Source organism: Halomonas sp. HK25 (assembly GCF_047795635.1).
Classification (GTDB): Bacteria; Pseudomonadota; Gammaproteobacteria; order Pseudomonadales; family Halomonadaceae; genus Halomonas.
Genome location: NZ_CP181044.1, coordinates 2,715,326 through 2,733,424, shown reverse-complemented (window position 1 = coordinate 2,733,424; position 18,099 = coordinate 2,715,326). Strand labels below are relative to the sequence as shown.

Sequence of the window (18,099 nt, the reverse complement as noted above, 5' to 3'; positions counted from 1 at the left end):
CAATGAAGACGGTCGACCCCCAGCGCCATGCCGAGCGCATGGCCCACAAGCAGAAGATCATGAACGAGCGCATCGCCCGCGCCGACAAGGAGCAGGGCGTGCTGCTGGTGCTTACCGGCCCCGGCAAGGGCAAGAGTAGCTCCGGCTTCGGCATGCTGGCTCGCGCCCTGGGCCATGGCATGAAGGTGGGGGTGGTGCAGTTTATCAAGGGCAAGTTCCAGACCGGCGAGGAGGCCTTCTTCCGCCAGCAGCCGGGCGTCGACTACCACGTGATGGGCGAGGGCTACACCTGGGATACCCAGGACCGCGACAAGGACGTGCAAGCCGCCGAGGCGGCCTGGGAGGTGGTCTGCGGCATGCTCAAGGATCCCGCTATCGACCTGGTGCTGCTCGATGAGCTCAACATCGCCCTGCGCCACGGCTACCTGGACCTCGACCGGGTGCTCGACGACCTGCAGGCGCGCCCCGAGATGCAGCATGTGGTGGTCACCGGCCGGCACGCCCCTGAGGCGCTGATCGAGCTGGCCGACACCGTCACCGAGATGCGCGTGGTCAAGCACGCCTTCAAGGAGCAGGGTATCAAGGCCCAGAAGGGCATCGAGCTTTGATCCCCGATCACGCCTTTTCCCAGCCGCAGCGGGACGGGCTCTATCGCGCCATCCACGAGCGTCGCGATGTGCGCGCCCAGTTCCTGCCGGATCCGGTGCCGACCGAGGTGCTGGTGCGGCTGCTGGACGCCGCCCATCACGCGCCGTCGGTGGGTTTCATGCAGCCCTGGGACTTCCTGGTGATCGACAGCCTGGCGGTGCGTGAGCAGGTGCATCGGCTGTTCCAGCGGGAGAATGCCAAGGCCGCCGAGCACTACGCCAATGGACGCGGCGAGCTCTATCGGCGCCTCAAGCTGGAGGGCATTCTCGAGAGCCCCCTCAACCTCTGCATCACCTGCGACCGCTCGCGGGGTGGGGAGCACGTGCTGGGACGCAATAGCATCGTCGAGACGGATCTGTTCAGTACCTGCCTGGCGGTACAGAACCTGTGGCTGGCGGCTCGCGCCGAGGGCATCGGGGTGGGCTGGGTCAGCATCCTCGATCAGTATGAGCTGGCGTCGATTCTTAACTTGCCGGAACAGGTCTACCCCCTCGCTTATCTGTGCCTGGGCTATGTTAGCGAGTTTCACGATCGGCCCGAGCTGGCCCGTCATGGCTGGCGTCAGCGCTTGCCCCTGGCGGAGTTAGTGCATGGCAATGGTTGGGGGGAGCCTCTGCTGGATGCAGCGCTGGACGAGGCGCTGGCCGGAGGGACTTCCTGATGACCACCCTGATGATTCAGGGCACCACTTCGGATGCCGGCAAGAGCACGGTGGTGGCGGGGCTGTGCCGGGTGCTGGCCCGGCGCGGGGTGTCGGTGGCGCCGTTCAAGCCGCAGAACATGGCGCTCAACAGCGCCGTGACCGTGGATGGCGGCGAGATCGGCCGCTCCACGGCGCTGCAGGCGCTGGCGGCAGGCGTGGAGGCGCACAGCGACATGAATCCGGTGCTGCTCAAGCCTGAATCGGATCGCGGCGCCCAGGTGATCCTGCGCGGGCGGGTTCACGGCCATATGGACGCCCTGGACTATCACGCCTACAAGCGCGAGGCGAAGGCCACGGTGCTGGCGGCCTGGGAGGCGCTCTCGGCCCGCCATGACGTGATCATCGCCGAGGGAGCGGGGAGTCCGGCGGAGATCAACCTGCGCGAGAACGATATCGCCAACATGGGCTTCGCCGAGGCGGTGGACTGTCCGGTGCTGCTGGTGGGCGACATCGACCGCGGCGGAGTCTTCGCCCAGCTGGTGGGCACCTTGGAATTGCTCTCCGAGTCCGAACGGCAGCGAACCCATGGCTTTATTATCAATCGCTTCCGCGGCGACATGGCGCTGCTGCAACCCGGGCTCGACTGGCTGGAGGGCCATACCGGCAAGCCGGCGCTGGGTACCCTGCCGTACCTGCAGGGCCTGGTGTTGGACGCCGAGGACAGCCTGGGCCTGCATGGCCGGCAGGGCGGGGAGTCGGCACTGCGGGTGGTGGTGCCGGTGCTGCCGCGGATCAGCAACCACAACGACTTCGACCCCTTGCGGCTGCACCCCGAGGTGGAGTTGACCTTCGTGGGGCCGGATCAAGCGATACCGCCCGCCGACCTGATCATTCTGCCCGGCAGCAAGAGCACCTGCGCCGACCTCGCCTGGCTGCGTGCCCAGGGTTGGGAGGCGGCCATCCGGCGCCACCTGCGCTATGGCGGCAGGGTGCTTGGCATCTGCGGTGGCTTCCAGATGCTGGGTGAATGGGTCAACGACCCCGAGGGCCTGGAGGGGGCGGCCGGCTCGACGCCGGGGTTGGGGCTGCTCGAGATGGAGACGCGGATGCTATCCGGCAAGCGGTTGCGCAATGTCGGTGGGCGCCTGCTGCCGGAGGGCGTCGCGATCGCCGGTTACGAGATCCACCAGGGGATCAGCGAGGGCCCGGCGCTGGCGCGGCCGTTCTGCGAGCTGGCGGGGGAACCCGACGGCGCCATCAGCGAGGACGGCCAGGTGATGGGCACCTACCTGCATGGCCTTTTCGATACCGCCGAGGCCTGCACCGCGCTAATGGCGCGCTGCGGCCTGGATAAAACCGCGGCGGCAGTGGATCTGGCCGCCCATCGCCAGGCAGAGCTGGATCGTCTGGCAGACGCCCTGGAGCATAGCCTCGACATCGCCGCCATCGAGCGTCTGCTGGATACTTGACGGCTCGGGTGCCGCTCGATCTGCCCCTGGCCGACCCGCCACTACTACTGCTACTCCTGCTCCACATAGGCGCCCATGGCGCGCATCCGCGATTCGAAGCTGGCCACGTTGTCGACCAGGTCGTCGGGGCCGAAGGCCACGCACTCGGCCAGCAGCACCTCGATCAGGGTGATCGCCGAGAGGATCGACGGGAAGAAGTGCGGCGTGGCGTTGGCTACCGGGAAGGTAATGCTGGCCCCGGGCACCAGCGGTGAGCGCATGGTCTCGGTGACCACGATGGCGCTGACCCCTGCCGCCCGGGTGATCTCCAACGCGCGCATGGTCTCGGCGCAGTAGGGCTCGAAGCCGAAGGCCACCACCACGTCGCCCTCGCCGAAGGGCGCAAGCTCGGTCAGCAGCCCCCCTTCCTGGCCGCGAATCAGCTGGATGTTGGGCATGGCGATGCGCCCCACGTAGGCGAAGTGGTAGGCGCAGGCGAAGGTGTCCCGAAACCCCACCACGGCGATCTTCTCCGCGGCCAGCAGCCGCCGGGCCGCCTCGCGGACTCGCTGCTGATTGTCGGCGGTAAACAGCCGGCCTATGTTGTCGAAGGCGGCGTCGCCCACGTCGAGAAACACCTGGTCGTCGGTCTGACTGGCCAGGCTGCGCAGCTGGCTGGCTCGCCCTGAGAGCTCCACCGGGCCCGCCTGCACCGCCGATTGGAACACCTCCCGGAACTGATCGAAGCTCTCGAAACCCATCCGCTTGGCCAGGCGTACCAGGGTCGAGGCGGTCACCTCGGCAGCGGTGGCGGACTTGCGGACCGACTGGAAGGCGATCTCCACCGGGTGCTCCAGCACATAGCCGGCGGCCAGCTTCAACTGGGGGCTCAGCTCCGGGTAGGCCTCGGCGAGCTGCCGGTTCACCGCGTCCAGTCGGGCGGGGCCGTTGTCGGCGCCCGGCCCCGTGTCGTCGCGTCGATCCTGTTCCAGCACGCTGTTCTCCTGGGTTGGGTGGCGCAAGGGGCGCCATTGTACCCGATGGACGACGCCGCGAAATGACACAATTGTTTCTATATGGAAAAAATCATGACACACACGTGTTGACCCCGGTGGGACCTATTGGCTAGGATGCGCGGCAGAACAAGCGTGCTGAAAAGATGACGATAATGACACGTTTGTTTCCACGTCGATGAACCATCGCCGTGGCTTATCGAAGTCCACCGCCACGCCCGAGAGTGCCGCCCCACATGAGCCAAGCCGAGTACGCCACCCTGATCACCCGCCGCCACGGCCAGGTACAGGAGATCCGCTTCAATCGCCCTCATCGTCTCAACGCCGTGACCGAGGCGCTGTATGGCGAGCTCAACGACGCCCTCAGCCGGGCCGAGGCCGACGCCGAGGTGCGCGTGGTGGTGATCACCGGTGAGGGCCGCGCCTTCTGCGTGGGCGCCGACCTCAAGGAGCACAAGGAGGGGCGTACCGCCTTCGACCGCCGCCAGTACCTGCAGGGCGAGCAGATCGTCTGCAAGCGCCTGATGCAGATGCAGACCCCGGTGGTCGCCGCGGTCAACGGCTTTGCGCTGGGCGCCGGGGCGGAGCTCGCCATTGCCTCGGACTTCCTGCTGATGGCCGAGAGCGCCCAGATCGGCCTGCCGGAGGTCTCCATCGGCAACTTCCTGGGCGGCGGCGTGACCTGGCTGCTGCCAAGGCTGGTGGGGCTGGCCAAGGCCCGCGAACTGGTCTTCCTGGGGGAGCGCATCGACGGCGCCGAGGCGGTGCGGATCGGCCTGGCCAACCGCCACTACCCCGACGATGGCTTCTTCGAGGCCGCCTTGGCCTTCGCCGAGAAGGTGGCGAGCAAGGCGCCGTTCTCCATGGCGCTGGCCAAGGAGCAGCTCAATTTCTCCGGCGAGCGCACCCTGGATGCCTGCCTGGCCGCCGAGCTCGAAGGCATGACCTTCGTCGGCACCACCCGGGACTGGCAGGAGGGCGTCGACGCCTTCGCCGAGAAGCGCAGCCCCCGCTTCCAGGGCCAGTAGGCTCGCCGTAACCCACGAATCTCAGTGAATCGCCCGGCCAACGGCCGGGCCTTCGACCCCCTTTCAGAGACCCCAGCGGTCAAGGTCAGCCAGCCATGAATCCCATCGAAGGACACCTCCCCACCCGCAGCCCCCTCCACGATATCCTGGCGCCCTCAGGTATAGCCGTGGTGGGCGCCTCCGCTGATCCTACCAAACGCGGCTACAAGGCCATGGTCGGGTTGATCAAGGACGGCTACCGGGGCGACATCTACCCGGTCAATCCCAAGGCGGACATGATCCTCGGGATCAAGGCGTGGCCCTCGATCACGGACATTCCCGGCAACCCGCAGCTGGCGCTGATCTGTACCCCGGCGGCCTCGGTGCCTGGGCTGATCGCCGAGTGCGGGCGGCGCGGCATCAAGGGCGCGGTGATACTCGCCAGCGGCTTCGCCGAGATCGGCGGGGAAGGGGCCGAGCTCGAGCGCGAGATGATGGAGAGGGCGCGCGCCCACGGTGTGCGCCTCATCGGCCCCAACACCTCGGGCATCTTCAACCTGCATCACAAGATCAACCTGCTGGCGCTGGATAACGTCAAGCCCGGCGGCGTGGGCATCATCTCCCAGTCCGGCAACATGCTGCTGTCGCTGGCGCTGGAGGCCCAGTACAACGGCCAGGTAGGCTTCTCCACCTACGTGGGCCCGGGCAACCAGAGCGACATCGGCTTCAACGACTACCTGCGCTACCTGGGCGAGGACGAGAACACCCGGGTCGCCACCCTCTACGTGGAGGGCTTCCGCGACGGGCGCAAGTTCCTCGAGGTGGCCCGCGAGGTCACCGCCATGAAGCCGGTGGTGGTCTACAAGTCCGGCTCCACCGAGGCCGGCCAGAAGGCCGCCAGCTCGCACACCGGGGCGCTGGCCGGCAGCTACGCCATGACCGTGGACCTGCTCAAGCAGGCCGGCGTCAGCGTGGTGCAGCACTCCGACGAGATCCTGCCGGTGGCCGAGGGGCTGGGCCTGCTGCAGAAGGCCCGCGGCAAGCGCGTGGCGGTGATCTCCGACGGGGGCGGCCAGGCGACCATCGCTTCCGACCGCCTGGCCGAGGCGGGCCTGGAACTCGCCGAGCTCTCCGAGGCGACTCGCCAGAAGCTGCGCGATGTGCTCTTCCCCCAGGCCTCCACCGTCAACCCGGTGGACGTGGCCGGTTCCACCGATGCCAATCCGTCGCTGCTGGCCACCTGCATGGAGATCGTCGCCGCCGACGACAACGTCGACAGCGTCTTCCTGGTGGGCATGTTCGGCGGCTACAGCACGCGTTTCGCCGAGTCGCTGCTGGGTGACGAGATGCGCGGCGCCGAGGCGATGGTTGACCTCTCCAAGGCCACCACCAAGCCGCTGGTGATCTACAGCCTCTATACCCCGATCAAGCCACCGGCGCTGCGCCGCCTTCACGAGGCGGGCCTGCCCATCTACGCCTCCATCGAACATTCGGTGCGGGTGCTCTCCGCGCTGGGCGAGCGCGGCCAGTACCTGGCCCAGCAGGAGCGCCAGAGCCGCGAGCGCAGCGTCGAACCGCTGCCGGAGCTCACCGCCATGTTCCAGCGCGCTCAGGGCGAAGGCCGCGATCTCTTCGAGTACGAGGCCAAGCAGCTGCTGCGCGACCACGGCATCGAGGTGCCCCTGGAACTGGTGGTCAGGAACGAGGCCGAACTGGCCGAGGCGGCCAGCCGGCTTGCAGGAGAGAGCGGGGAGTCGCTGCTGGCCATGAAGGTGGTCTCCAAGGATATCCTGCACAAGTCCGATGCCGGCGGCGTCAAGCTCAACGTGGTGGGCGAGGGTGCTATGCGCGAGGCCCGCGAGGCGATCCTTGCGTCTTGCCGGGAATATGACGCCAACGCCGAGATCGAGGGGGTGCTGGTGACCCCCATGGCGAAGAAGGGGGTGGAGGTGATCCTCGGGGTGATCCGCGACCCGATCTTCGGCCCGGTGCTGATGTTCGGCCTCGGGGGCATCTTCGTGGAGATCCTCGAGGACGTGGCCTTCCGCGCCATCCCCCTTTCCCGGCGCGACGCCGAGGAGATGGTCGAGCAGATCAAGGCCAGGAAGATCCTCGCCGGCGTGCGTGGCGAGAAGGCGGTGGACAAGGCCGCACTGGTCGATCTGCTGCTCAAGGTGTCGCGCATCGTCGAGGCCTATCCGGCGCTCTCCGAGCTCGACCTCAACCCGGTGATCGTCAACGCCGATGGCTATGCCGTGGTGGACGCCCGGGTTATCGTTGACCGCTCGATCGAGACCACCGACTCTTCAGAGCCAAACGACAGGGACGCCGACGCATGAGCCCGATCTCTTCTCAATCCATTACGCCAGAGCCCAGCTTGCCCCAGCTGACCGACGCCCGCCTGACCCTGGAAAGGCGGGTGGCGACCCTGACCCTGGATCGCCACGACCTGCGCAATGCCCTGACCGGCACCGCGCTGGTGGATGATATCGTGACCGTGGCGGAGTGGGTCAACGCCTGCGATGCCGTCTCTGTGCTGGTGATCACCGGCGAGGGCAGCGCCTTCTCCGCCGGCGGCAACGTGAAGGACATGGCCAATCGCGGCGGCGATTTCGCCGGGGACGTGGCCGAGGTGGCGGCGCGCTACCGCCGCGGCATCCAGCGCATCCCGCTGGCCCTTTCCGCGGTGGAGGTGCCGATCATCGCCGCGGTCAACGGCCCGGCCATCGGCGCCGGCTTCGACCTGGCCAATATGGCCGATATCCGTATCGCCTCCAGTCGCGCCAAGTTCGGCGAGACCTTCCTCAACCTGGGTATCATCCCCGGCGACGGCGGCGCCTGGTTCATGCAGCGCCTGATCGGCTATCAGCGCGCCTTCGAGCTGACTCTCACCGGGCGGGTGATCGATGCCGCGGAGGCGAAGGAGCTCGGCATCGTTCTCGAGGTCTGCGAGCCCGAGGCGCTGATGGAGCGCGTCGGCGAATTGGCCGGCCGTATCGCCGCCCAGCCGCCCAAGGCCACCCGGCTCACCAAGCGGCTGATGAAGATGGCGCAGCGCACCGAACTCAAGGACTTCCTCGACCTCTGCGCGGTGTTCCAGGGCCTGTGCCACAACGAGCCCGAGCACCTCGAGGCGGTCAACGCCATGCTGGAGAAGATGGCGAAATAGCCATTCCAGTCGCGACTGGCAACTTCCCTAGGACGCCCGGCCCCGGCCGGGCGTCGTCGTGTCCGCGTGGGTAAAGGTTGGCAGACGCACAAAAAATCGCTTGTCGGCGGGGCCTCGGGCTAGCGATGCTGCAGGCAGTGATATCCGTATCGACACTCACAAGGAGGTGACGGGGCATGGCAGATAGCACCCTGGTCTTTATTGTGCTGGGCGCGACACTGGCCGCCTTCGTCTGGGGGCGCTTTCGCTACGACCTGGTGGCACTGGCCGCGCTGCTGGGATCAGTGATGCTGGGCCTGGTCCCGGGCGAGGAGGCCTTCCTCGGCTTCGGCCACCCGGCGGTGATCACCGTGGCGGCGGTGCTGGTGCTCAGCCGCGGCTTCGAGCGCTCCGGGGTGGTCGACGTCATCGCCGAGCAGGTGCTGCGGGTCGGCGAGCGGCTCTTCCTGCAGCTGCTGGTGCTCACCGGCACCGTGGTGGTGCTCTCCGGGATCATGAACAACGTCGGCGCCCTGGCGCTGCTGCTGCCGGTGGCCATGCGCCTGGCCCGGGAGCATGACGCCTCGCCGTCCATCCTGCTAATGCCGCTGGCCTTCGGCTCGCTGCTGGGCGGGCTCACCACCCTGATCGGCACCCCGCCCAATATCATCATCGCCAGCTACCGTGGCTCGGTCACCGGCGACAACTTCGGCATGTTCTCCTTCTTTCCGGTGGGCGCCACGGTGGCCATGGCGGGGCTGGCCTTTATCTTGCTGATCGGATGGCGGCTGGTGCCTCAGCGAGCGGGCAAGGCCTCCACGGAGGCGATGTTCGATACCGCCCACTATCTGGTGGAACTGCGGGTCGGCGAGGACTCGAAGGCCAATGGCCTGAGCCTGCGCGAGCTGCAGCAGGAGCTGGAGGAGACCATCCCGGTGCTGGCGGTGGTGCGCGACGAGCGGCGTCGGGCGGGTCACGCCTTCTTCGGCGTACTCCAGGAGGGTGACATCCTGCTGATGGAGGCGGGGCCCGAGGAGATGAAGCTGCTGGAGGACAAGGCCGGCCTGCGCCTGGGCAAGGATGCCGAAGAAGACAAGGAAAAAGAGGTGAAGGAAGTCGAGGAAAAGGAGGCAAAGAAAGCAAAGAAAGCAAAGAAAGGGAGCAGGACACACCAGAAGAACGAGGGGAGCTCCGGCGAGGAGAATCGCAGGGACAAGGGAAACGAAAAACAGGATAAGAAAAAGAAGGAGAAAGAAGAGAAGAGCGGCGTGGACACCGAGGGCCTTCAACTGGTCGAGGCAGTCGTGCGCACCGATTCCATGATGGTCAACCGCACCGTGACCCAGCTGCGTCTGCACAACCAGTTCGGCCTGCATCTGGTGGCGGTGGCTCGGGACGGCGGCCGCCTCAAGCAGCGCCTGCACGAGATCCGCTTCCGCCCGGGCGATGTGCTGCTGCTGCAGGGCGGCGAGAGCGAGCTGGCCGAGAGCCTGGCGACCCTGGGCTGTCTGCCGCTGGCCAGCCGCAACCTGACCCTCGGCCAGCCGCGCATGCTGCTGGTCTCCATCGCCATCTTCGCCGCCGCCATCCTGGCGATGATCTTCGACCTGTTGCCGGCGGCGGTGGCACTCTCCCTGGCGGCGCTGGTGACGCTGCTGGTGGGGGTGCTGCCCCTGCGCGAGGGCTACCAGGCCATCGACGGGCCGGTGATCGTGCTGCTCGGCGCCATGATCCCGGTGGGGGAGGCGCTGGAGACCAGCGGCGGGGCGGCGCTGATCGCCGAGGCGATGCTGGCCTGGGGCAGCGAATGGCCGGTGATCGTGACCTTGATCGGACTCTTCGTCCTATCCATGGTGCTCTCCAACATCGTCAACAACGCCGCGGCGGCGCTGCTGATGGCGCCCATCGCGGCGAGCCTGGCCAGCGGCTTCGACGCCTCGGTGGACCCCTTCCTGATGGCGGTGGCGGTGAGCGCCTCCTGCGCCTTCCTCACGCCCATCGGCCACCAGTCCAACACCCTGGTGATGGGCCCCGGCGGCTACCGATTCGGCGACTACTGGAAGCTGGGGCTTCCACTCTCCCTTGTCGTTATGGTGGTGGCCATTCCCATGATTCTGCTGGTGTGGCCGCTGCAGGAGTGAATGGTGAGTGGGGAGTGGTGGGAGATCGGCTCCGCCGGGCGAATGGCGCCGCAGGCGCCCTGGCGGCGTTGCTGTCATTACTGCATGCCACCCATGAGCCCTTCGGTCTCCCTTCGCCGGGCATAGCCCAGCTCCCACAGGGAGTGTTCAGCCTCAGCTAAGCGTCACGCCAAAGTGCTAGAACCAAAAACGCCCCGGCACATGGCCGGGGCGTGCGGCTGGCGACAGGATGGGTGAGCGTCAGGCGGCGTGGTGGCGCAGCAACTTGGCCTTGTCGATGACGAAGGCGTCGTACTCGAAGTCGTCCACGCTGAGCAGCTCCAGCACCCGGGCCTCGCGCTCGCGCATAAAAGTGGCGTCCTCCTCGCTGATAAGGCCGGCCTTTGCCGCTTCCTCCACCCGCTGCTCGGGATGCAGCGCATCGGCGGGCAGCTCGCCCTTGGCGTAGGCCTTGTTGACCGTATGGTAGAGGCCCTCGGCACGCTCCTGGGTCGCCAGCAGGGAATTGTACTGGGCCAGCGGGTTCTCCTGGACGCCGTCATCGGCCTGCCAGGTCTCGTGTAGCAGCTTGTCGCGCAGGGCGGTGTCGCGAGAGACCGCCTGGGCGATGGTGCGGGCCAGATCGTCGTGGGGGCGCTTGACGCGCTTGCCCCGCGGCATCACCACCAGACGCAGCACGCGAGACAGGGCGCGGTTGGGCAGGTTGTCGAACAGCTCGTCGAGCGCCTGCTCGGCGCGGCCCAGCAGCAGCTGGCAGCTGTAGTGCATGAGCGCCGCTTCGTCTTCGACCTTGTCACCCTCGTGCCACTGCTTGATCACCATGGAGGCGAGGTAGAGGTTGGAGAGCACGTCGCCAAGCCTGGCCGAGAGCATCTCACGCTGCTTGAGCGTCGAGCCAAGGCTGGCCATGGCGGCGTCTGCGCACAGGCCGAAGCCGGAGGAGAGCCGTGCGATCTCGCGGGCGTAGGGGGCGGCGACCGTATCGAAGGGCACGGCGGGCTTGCCGATGCCCAGGCCCTGGGTTAAGGCCCGGGCGGCATTGCCGAAGATCAGCCCGGCGTGGCCGAAGAATGCCTTGTCGAAGGCCTGGATGTCATCGGCGTCCTTGGCGGCCAGCTCCTCGAGCACATAGGGATGGCAGCGGATCGCCCCCTGGCCGAAGATCATCAGGTTACGGGTCATGATGTTGGCGCCTTCCACGGTGATCGCCACCGGGTTGGCGCTGTAGCCGATGCCCAGGTAGTTGCGCGGGCCGAGGGTTACCGCCTTGCCGCCGTGGATATCCATGGCGTCGCTGAGAATCACCCGCTGGAATTCGGTGAGCTGGCTCTTGAGGATCGCCGAGGGCACCGCCGGCTTCTCGCCGCGGTCGATGGTGTTGGCGGTCTGGTAGACCGCCGCCTGGGCGATGTAGCCCAGCGCGCTCATGCGCGCCAGGGGCTCCTGGACGCCTTCCATCTCGGCCACCGGCACGTTGAACTGCCGGCGGATGCGGGCGAAGCCGCCGCTCCAGCCGATGGCGTACCGGGCGGTGCCGGTGGCACCGGAGGGCAGGGTGATGCAGCGGCCGATGGAGAGGCACTCCACCAGCATGCGCCAGCCCTGGCCGATCATCTCGGTCCCGCCGATGATGGTGTCCAGGGGGACGAAGACATCCTTGCCCTTGATCGGGCCGTTCAGGAAGGGGCTGCCGATGGGGTGGTGACGCCGACCGATCTCCATGCCCTGGGTGTTCCGGGGGATCAGCGCCAGGGTAATGCCGCGGTCCTCCTCGTCACCCAGCAGGTGCTCCGGGTCGAACAGGCGGAAGGCCAGTCCCACCACGCTGGCGATGGGCGCCAGGGTGATCCAGCGCTTCTCGAAGTTGAGGCGCAGGCCGAGCACTTCCTTGCCGTCCACCACCTGCCTGCACACAACGCCGGTGTCGGGCAGCGACGTAGCGTCAGAGCCGGCTCGCGGGCCCGTGAGGCCGAAGCAGGGGATCTCGCGGCCGTCGGCCAGGCGCGGCAGGTAGTGGTTCTTCTGTTGGTCGGTACCGTACTTGAGTAGCAGCTCGCCCGGGCCCAGAGAGTTGGGTACGCCGACGGTGACCATCAGGGTCTCGCTGATCGACAGTTTCTGCAGCACCAGCGACTGCGCCTTGGCCGAGAAGCCCAGGCCGCCGTACTCCTTCGGAATGATCATGCCGAAGTAGCGCTCCTGCTTGAGGTGGTCCCAGAGCTCCTGGGGCAGGTCGGCGCGCTCCTTGGCGATATCCCAGGCGTTGCACATGCCGGCGGCCACGGCGCACTGGTTGTCGAGGAAGGCACGCTCCTCATCGCTGATACCCTCTTCCTTGAAGGCGAGCAGCGCCTGCCAGTCGGGCTTTCCGGTAAACAGTTCGCCGTCCCAGGCCACGCTCCCGGCCTCGAGCGCGGTGCGCTCGGTGTCGGAGACCTTCGGCGAGACCTTCTTGAACATCGCGAACAGGCGCGGAGTCAGCCACCTGCCGCGCAGAGCCGGCAGGCCGGCGGCAGCCATGGCCAGGGCGCCGAGCAGCAGCAGGATACCCAGCAGGGTGGAGGCAACGAGCAGGCTGGCCAGGCCGGTCACGGCAAGCACTGCCAGGGCGGGCAGTGCGCCCGCCTCGCGGCGCATCACCGCCAGCAGGCCGACAACGGCCACGAGCAGGAGGATCAGGGTGAGCATGGAAACACTCCGGTTATGGGCGAGCAAGCGTTCGAACAGATGTTTGAATTCTTGCAGACTAGACCACATCCATGCAACCGGCCAGCCTCTCTCTGTTGCGGTAAGCGTCAAAAGGAGCGAGAGGCGCCGCGCAGCCACAGGCCGTCGATCATGGTGGCCAGGGCGTGGGCGACCCGGCGTGCCTCGGCGCGAGGCATCAGGCGACGGAACTGGGCACAGAGGTTCGAGTAGAGACGACGATCGTTGACCCGCTGCAGTTGTTGCAGAGCCGGCTGGTGCATGCTGCTGGCCCAGAAGGCCAGCCATGTCTTGGCCACCGGATCGGTGACCTGGCTGCGGTCGAAGTTGCCCTCGATGATGGCCCGCAGGTGTGCCCGGGGGCTGGCGTCGGAGATGGCGGCCTGGCGAGCCGTCACGGCGGTGCCCAGGTCGCTGAGGATCTGGCGCATGGTCGCTTCCAGCAGACCGTCCTTGCCGCCGAAATAGTGGCTGATGATTCCGGCGGAGACGCCAGCGTGACTGGCGATGCGTGCCACCGTGGCATCGGCCAGGCCGACCTCGTCGATGGCCGCCATGGTCGCCTTGATCAGCTGCTGGCGGCGGATGGGTTCCATTCCTACCTTGGGCACCTCGAGACCACCTGTTCCTGGGCAAACTCGCCACCACACCGGTGAGGCATGGTTAGGGTAGACGTAGCCTGCCATTTTTTTTATTGAACGTTTAATCAATAAAGCGTTGTGCGGGGTGCTGGAAGCCTGGTTCGAGGGCGCCGAGGCTTGCGATGGCGAGGAGGGCCTTGCCGCGGTTCGCCTGGCGCTGGACCTGAACGCCTGAGACCCTACCAGGCGGGCTTGCCAACCTGCTCTTTGGCGGGCATAATATGACCCCGTTGAAAGGCATTGATCAGCCCGACAGCCTGGCTACGTAGCTCAGCTGGTTAGAGCACATCACTCATAATGATGGGGTCCCCTGTTCAAATCAGGGCGTAGCCACCAGATACCTCAGAACGCCCACCCGGTCCCAGACCCGGTGGGCGTTCTGCGATGGGTTCCCTGGGCGGTTGGCCTCGGGCGGTGCCGGCATAGATCTCGATCTAGCCTTGACCTCCAGAAGCGAATCCGTATACTACGCCACGTGTTCGACGCCGTTCCCGGATAGCTCAGTTGGTAGAGCAAGTGACTGTTAATCACTGGGTCGCAGGTTCGAGTCCTGCTCCGGGAGCCAACGACGCCTCGAGCGCCATTGCTTATAAGTCCGTGATTCCTCGATAGCTCAGTTGGTAGAGCAAGTGACTGTTAATCACTGGGTCGCAGGTTCGAGTCCTGCTCGAGGAGCCATCAGCACCCCCTCTATAAATGTTGTATGTTGTTCCCGGATAGCTCAGTTGGTAGAGCAAGTGACTGTTAATCACTGGGTCGCAGGTTCGAGTCCTGCTCCGGGAGCCATTTCTTCCTAGATTTTATTTTCTGAATCGATTTCCTGATTCGATCCGCTGGTTGAGCTCGCTCGCCGGTTTTTGCGTGCCTGTCTGCTTGTCTGGGCAAGGCAAAAAGAACGCCGCCCCGAGGAGGGCGGCGTGATGACGTGCCGAAGGGTAGGGGTGGCTCAGTGGCGGTTGGCCAGCCGGTAGTTGTCGCTGCTGAACAGGGCGAAGTCCAGCAGGATATGGGCCGCCTCCTGCACCTGCACCTGTTCCACTGGCTCGTCGTCGCTCTCCTCGCTGCGCGCGTCGACCCACTCCTCCAGCAGGTCGATGCCCAGGGCTCGGCGACGCTGGTTCTCGAGGCCGAGCTGCTCGGCCTCCTGCTCGTCCACCTCGCGCTTGCGCTGTTCACGGTTGAGGCTGACGCTGGTGGTCTGTTCGCGCAAGCGACGGTTGAGTTCCGCCTGCTGGGTCAGGTAGCGGAAGTTCGGGTGCTCCGCGGCGCGGCTGTGGTGGCGGTCCTTGATGGACTCCAGGTAGCGCCAAGGCTCACCGAAGTGGCGGTACTGCACCGAGCGGACCGTGTCCCAGTCCAGGGCATTGTCCAGGCTGCTCTCGCCGATCAGGTCCGGATCGATCAGGCTCGGGAAGATGATGTCCGGCTCCACGCCGCGGTGCTGGGTGCTGTCTCCGGAGATGCGGTAGAACTTGGCACGGGTCAGCTTGATCTGGCCGTGGCTCAGATCGTTGAGGGTCTGCACCGTGCCCTTGCCGAAGGTCGGGGAGCCCATCACCAGGCCGCGACCATAATCCTGAACGGCGCCGGCAAAGATCTCCGAAGCGGAGGCGGAGAGTCGGTTGACCAGCACGCCGAGGGGGCCGTCATAGTGGGTGCCGGCGTCGGTGTCGCCGTAGAGGCTGATGCGGCCGCGGGCATCGCGCACCTGGACAGTGGGGCCGCGGTCGATGAACAGCCCGAGCAGCGAGTTGGCCTCCTGCAAGGCGCCGCCACCGTTGTTGCGCAGGTCGAGCACGATGCCCTCGATGTCCTCGGCCTTGAGACGCTCGATCTCGCGGGCCACGTCGCGGGTGGTGCTGCGGAAGTCCTCCTCCCCGGCCTGCCAGGCGTCGAAGTCCACGTAGAAGGTGGGGATCTTGACCACGCCGATGCGATGCGCACCATCGTCGCGTTCGATCTCGATCACCTTGCCCTGGGCCGCCTGGTCCTCCAGGTTCACGGTGTCGCGGGTGATCTCGACGATGCGCGAGCGGGTCATGTCCACCGCCTGGGCGGGCACCACGTCGAGGCGTACCACCGAGCCCTTGGGGCCGCGAATCAGGTCGACCACGTTGTCCAGGCGCATGCCCACGACATTGACCATCTCGCCCTCTGCCTGGCCCACCGCGACGATGCGGTCGGCGGGCTCCAGCGCGCCGGCACGCTCCGCCGGTCCGCCGGGTACCAGGCTGGCCACCTTCACGTACTCGCCGTCGGACTGCAGCAGGGCACCGATGCCCTCCAGCGAGAGGCGCATCTGGATGTCGAAGGATTCACCCTGGCGGGGAGAGAGGTATTCGCTATGGGGGTCGATGCTGCCGGTCACCGCCGCCATGAAGAGGCCGAAGATGTCCTCCTCGTTGGTCTGGCGCACCCGGTTGAGCTGTCCCTCGTAGCGCTGGCGCAGGTTGGTCTCCACCTGCTCGAGGTCCTGGCCGCTGATGGCCAGGGTCAGGGCAGCGTTCTTGAGGCGCTTGAACCAGAGGTCATCGAGCTCATCGCGGCTCTCGGCCCAGGGGGCCTCGTCCCGGTCGATGTCCAGGCGCAGGTCGCTGTCATAGGTGAAGTCGAGACCCTCGTCGAGCCTCTCCAGCAGCCATTCGAAGCGTGCCTCGGCGCGCTCGTGGTAGCGATGGTAGAGGGCATAGATGTCGTCCAGCTCGCCGTCGAAGAGCGCATCGTCAATGCGTTCTTCCAGGTGGCGGAAGTCGGCGACATCGTCGGCCAGCAGGAAGGCGCGCTGGCCGTCCAGGACATCCAGGTAGCGCTCGAAGGCCTGGTGCGACCAGGCATCGTCCAGCTGGATGTCGGCATAGTGGCCGTAGCGCAGCGAATCGGCGACTTCCACGGCCGCCTGGCGCTGGGCATCGGTGGGCTGTGGCTGCGCCAGGGCGGCGCCGGCGACCAGCAGCAGGCCGACCAGGGTGGCGGCTGGACGTCCCAGGTGGGCAAGCAGGCTCATCAATGAAGCACTCCCGGTTTCATGTACACTATTTCCCTTGACCCTTTCTTGGCCCGCGAGTTGCGCAGGCCGAAAGGGCATTGTAGCAGCTTCCCTCGTCATCTCATGACACCTGTTGGTATCCCACGACACCTGTTAGTAGTAGAGGAATTCATGTCCCAGGACGATCTTGTCGAGCGGCTGCTCGACTTCCTGCGTCGCTCGCCCACGCCCTGGCACGCCGTGGCCAGCATGGCGACGCGGCTCGAGGCCGCTGGTTTCCGCCGGCTCGACGAGCGCGAGCCTTGGCAGCTGGCGCCCGGCGAGAGGGTCTTTGTGACCCGCAACGACTCCTCGATCATCGCCCTGCAGCTCCCCGAGGGTGAGCTGAACGCGCTGCGCATGATCGGCGCCCATACCGACAGCCCCGGCCTGCGCCTCAAGCCCAGCGCGGCCCAGACCAGTGCCGGCTGGCTGCAGCTGGGGGTGGAGACCTACGGCGGCGTGCTGCTGGCGCCCTGGTATGACCGTGACCTCGGCCTGGCCGGGCGCATCCATGTGCGCCACCCCGACGGGCGCCTGGAGGGGCTGTTGCTTGACGTCGAGCGCCCGGTGGCGATCATTCCGAGCCTGGCCATCCATCTGGATCGCGACGTCAATCAGGGGCGCCCGATCAATGCCCAGACCCAGATGGCGCCGGTGTTCCTGCAGGGTGGCGAGGATGCCGATCTCGAACGCCTGCTCAAGGGCTGGATCGCCGAGCAGCATGGCCTGGAGGGGGTGGAGCTGCTCGACTTCGAGCTCGGCTTCCACGACATGCAGCCGCCGGCCCGGGTCGGCGTGGCGGGCGAGCTGGTCGCCAGCGCCCGGCTCGACAACCTGCTCTCCTGCTTCGCCGGGCTGGAGGCGCTGCTCGCCGCGGATGGCAGGCAGGGTGTCGTGCTGGTGGCCAATGATCACGAAGAGGTGGGTAGCGCCAGTGCCTGCGGCGCCCAGGGCCCCTTCCTCGGTGACGTGCTGCACCGGGTCAGTGGGCAGCTCGGCGGGGGCGGTGAGGGCGCCTTCATTCGCCTGATCCAGGCCTCGCGGATGATCTCCTGTGACAACGCCCATGCGCTGCACCCCAATTTCACCGATAGGCACGACGCCGCTCACGGGCCGGCGCTCAACGGCGGGCCGGTGATCAAGGTCAACGCCAGTCAGCGCTATGCCACCAACAGCGCCACCGCGGCGCTGTTCCGTGACCTGTGCCGCGAGGCCGAGGTGCCGGTGCAGAGCTTCGTGACGCGTGCCGACATGGGTTGCGGCAGCACCATCGGGCCGATCACCGCCACCGAGCTCGGCGTGCCGACCCTGGACGTGGGCGCTCCCCAGTGGGCCATGCACTCCATTCGCGAGACCGCAGGTGTCCGCGACGTGGAGTACCTGACCCGGGTGCTTACCGCCTTCTGCAATCGCGCTGAGCTTGCTTGAGAGGGGGGTGGGCGAGTTGGCCTGAACGTCGAGTACGAAAACCCCGGCGCCACTGGCGCCGGGGTTTTCGTTGTCTGGTGGCTACGCCCTGATTTGAACAGGGGACCCCATCATTATGAGTGATGTGCTCTAACCAGCTGAGCTACGTAGCCAGCGGCGCGTACTCTAGCCGCCGCCGCTTTATGTGTCAACTGCCTGATGTGGAAGGCATCAAGGGGTAACGGGGCAGCGCGCGATATGCTTGACAC

12 protein-coding genes and 5 tRNA genes are annotated in these 18,099 nt (G+C 66.6%); 12 read left to right on the top strand and 5 right to left on the bottom strand.

Annotated features, from left to right (window positions below; genetic code table 11):
• The first annotated feature begins 2 nt into the window (after positions 1-2).
• From cobO to ACM26W_RS12985, 3 genes are read left to right on the top strand one after another with little or no spacing between them, the layout of a single operon-like run.
• Positions 3-608, top strand: a complete 606-nt coding sequence (gene cobO / locus ACM26W_RS12995; RefSeq protein ID WP_416137401.1) for a cob(I)yrinic acid a,c-diamide adenosyltransferase — start codon at positions 3-5, stop codon at positions 606-608.
• Complete coding sequence (gene bluB, locus ACM26W_RS12990; protein ID WP_416137400.1) at positions 605-1,309, top strand: 5,6-dimethylbenzimidazole synthase; 705 nt, start codon at positions 605-607, stop codon at positions 1,307-1,309. The genes cobO and bluB overlap by 4 nt, the downstream gene beginning before the upstream one ends.
• A complete protein-coding gene (locus ACM26W_RS12985) occupies positions 1,309-2,760 on the top strand; it encodes a cobyric acid synthase (protein WP_416137399.1) in 1,452 nt (483 codons plus the stop codon). The genes bluB and ACM26W_RS12985 overlap by 1 nt, the downstream gene beginning before the upstream one ends.
• A gap of 50 nt (positions 2,761-2,810) precedes the next feature.
• Here the strand turns inward: ACM26W_RS12985 and ACM26W_RS12980 are convergent, their stop codons facing one another.
• Complete coding sequence (locus ACM26W_RS12980; protein WP_416137398.1) at positions 2,811-3,734, bottom strand: MurR/RpiR family transcriptional regulator; 924 nt, start codon at positions 3,732-3,734, stop codon at positions 2,811-2,813.
• 254 nt (positions 3,735-3,988) lie between these two features.
• Here ACM26W_RS12980 and ACM26W_RS12975 point away from each other — a divergent pair, with 254 nt between their 5' ends.
• From ACM26W_RS12975 to ACM26W_RS12960, 4 genes are all read left to right on the top strand, one after another.
• On the top strand, positions 3,989-4,780 hold the full coding sequence (locus ACM26W_RS12975; protein WP_416137397.1) for an enoyl-CoA hydratase/isomerase family protein: 792 nt from the start codon (positions 3,989-3,991) through the stop codon (positions 4,778-4,780).
• Between the two features lie 95 nt (positions 4,781-4,875).
• Entirely contained in the window at positions 4,876-7,098 is a 2,223-nt protein-coding gene (locus ACM26W_RS12970) for an acetate--CoA ligase family protein (RefSeq protein WP_416137396.1), read from the top strand.
• Positions 7,095-7,928 (top strand): enoyl-CoA hydratase-related protein, encoded by an 834-nt coding sequence (locus tag ACM26W_RS12965; RefSeq protein WP_416137395.1) that lies wholly within the window; start codon positions 7,095-7,097, stop codon positions 7,926-7,928. The genes ACM26W_RS12970 and ACM26W_RS12965 overlap by 4 nt, the downstream gene beginning before the upstream one ends.
• A 176-nt stretch (positions 7,929-8,104) precedes the next feature.
• Positions 8,105-10,048: an SLC13 family permease gene (locus ACM26W_RS12960; RefSeq protein ID WP_416137393.1), complete on the top strand. Its 1,944-nt coding sequence runs from the start codon at positions 8,105-8,107 to the stop codon at positions 10,046-10,048.
• Between the two features lie 240 nt (positions 10,049-10,288).
• Here ACM26W_RS12960 and ACM26W_RS12955 read toward each other — a convergent pair whose 3' ends face one another.
• Positions 10,289-12,736 carry an acyl-CoA dehydrogenase gene (locus ACM26W_RS12955; RefSeq protein WP_416137392.1) on the bottom strand — a complete coding sequence of 816 codons (2,448 nt, stop codon included), beginning with the start codon at positions 12,734-12,736 and terminating at the stop codon, positions 10,289-10,291.
• 107 nt (positions 12,737-12,843) lie between these two features.
• Positions 12,844-13,365 carry a transcriptional regulator BetI gene (gene betI / locus ACM26W_RS12950; RefSeq protein WP_416137391.1) on the bottom strand — a complete coding sequence of 174 codons (522 nt, stop codon included), beginning with the start codon at positions 13,363-13,365 and terminating at the stop codon, positions 12,844-12,846.
• Between the two features lie 289 nt (positions 13,366-13,654).
• On the opposite strand from betI, the gene ACM26W_RS12945 reads away from it, so the two are divergent.
• From ACM26W_RS12945 to ACM26W_RS12930, 4 genes are all read left to right on the top strand, one after another.
• Positions 13,655-13,731: transfer RNA gene (locus ACM26W_RS12945), tRNA-Met, on the top strand.
• Positions 13,732-13,884: 153 nt separating this feature from the next.
• Positions 13,885-13,960: transfer RNA gene (locus ACM26W_RS12940), tRNA-Asn, on the top strand.
• Between the two features lie 37 nt (positions 13,961-13,997).
• Positions 13,998-14,073: transfer RNA gene (locus ACM26W_RS12935), tRNA-Asn, on the top strand.
• 32 nt (positions 14,074-14,105) lie between these two features.
• Positions 14,106-14,181 (top strand) — tRNA-Asn (locus ACM26W_RS12930).
• 160 nt (positions 14,182-14,341) lie between these two features.
• Here ACM26W_RS12930 and ACM26W_RS12925 read toward each other — a convergent pair.
• On the bottom strand, positions 14,342-16,399 hold the full coding sequence (locus tag ACM26W_RS12925) for a carboxy terminal-processing peptidase (RefSeq protein ID WP_416137390.1): 2,058 nt from the start codon (positions 16,397-16,399) through the stop codon (positions 14,342-14,344).
• 153 nt (positions 16,400-16,552) lie between these two features.
• On the opposite strand from ACM26W_RS12925, the gene ACM26W_RS12920 reads away from it, so the two are divergent.
• The gene (locus ACM26W_RS12920; protein WP_416137389.1) at positions 16,553-17,851 is read left to right on the top strand and encodes a M18 family aminopeptidase; all 1,299 of its coding nucleotides are present in this window, start codon (positions 16,553-16,555) and stop codon (positions 17,849-17,851) included.
• Between the two features lie 75 nt (positions 17,852-17,926).
• On the opposite strand, the gene ACM26W_RS12915 is transcribed toward ACM26W_RS12920, so the two are convergent.
• A tRNA-Met gene (locus ACM26W_RS12915) sits at positions 17,927-18,003 on the bottom strand.
• Positions 18,004-18,099: the final 96 nt, after the last annotated feature.

What these genes read in the sequence shown, in the direction of transcription:
- ACM26W_RS12975 (WP_416137397.1), top strand. Translation starts at nt 3,989, where the DNA reads ATGAGCCAAGCCGAGTACGCCACCCTGATCACCCGCCGCCACGGCCAG.
- ACM26W_RS12970 (WP_416137396.1), top strand. Translation starts at nt 4,876, where the DNA reads ATGAATCCCATCGAAGGACACCTCCCCACCCGCAGCCCCCTCCACGAT.
- cobO (WP_416137401.1), top strand. Translation starts at nt 3, where the DNA reads ATGAAGACGGTCGACCCCCAGCGCCATGCCGAGCGCATGGCCCACAAG.
- ACM26W_RS12985 (WP_416137399.1), top strand. Translation starts at nt 1,309, where the DNA reads ATGACCACCCTGATGATTCAGGGCACCACTTCGGATGCCGGCAAGAGC.
- ACM26W_RS12965 (WP_416137395.1), top strand. Translation starts at nt 7,095, where the DNA reads ATGAGCCCGATCTCTTCTCAATCCATTACGCCAGAGCCCAGCTTGCCC.
- ACM26W_RS12955 (WP_416137392.1), bottom strand. Translation starts at nt 12,736, where the DNA reads ATGCTCACCCTGATCCTCCTGCTCGTGGCCGTTGTCGGCCTGCTGGCG.
- ACM26W_RS12925 (WP_416137390.1), bottom strand. Translation starts at nt 16,399, where the DNA reads ATGAGCCTGCTTGCCCACCTGGGACGTCCAGCCGCCACCCTGGTCGGC.
- ACM26W_RS12960 (WP_416137393.1), top strand. Translation starts at nt 8,105, where the DNA reads ATGGCAGATAGCACCCTGGTCTTTATTGTGCTGGGCGCGACACTGGCC.
- ACM26W_RS12920 (WP_416137389.1), top strand. Translation starts at nt 16,553, where the DNA reads ATGTCCCAGGACGATCTTGTCGAGCGGCTGCTCGACTTCCTGCGTCGC.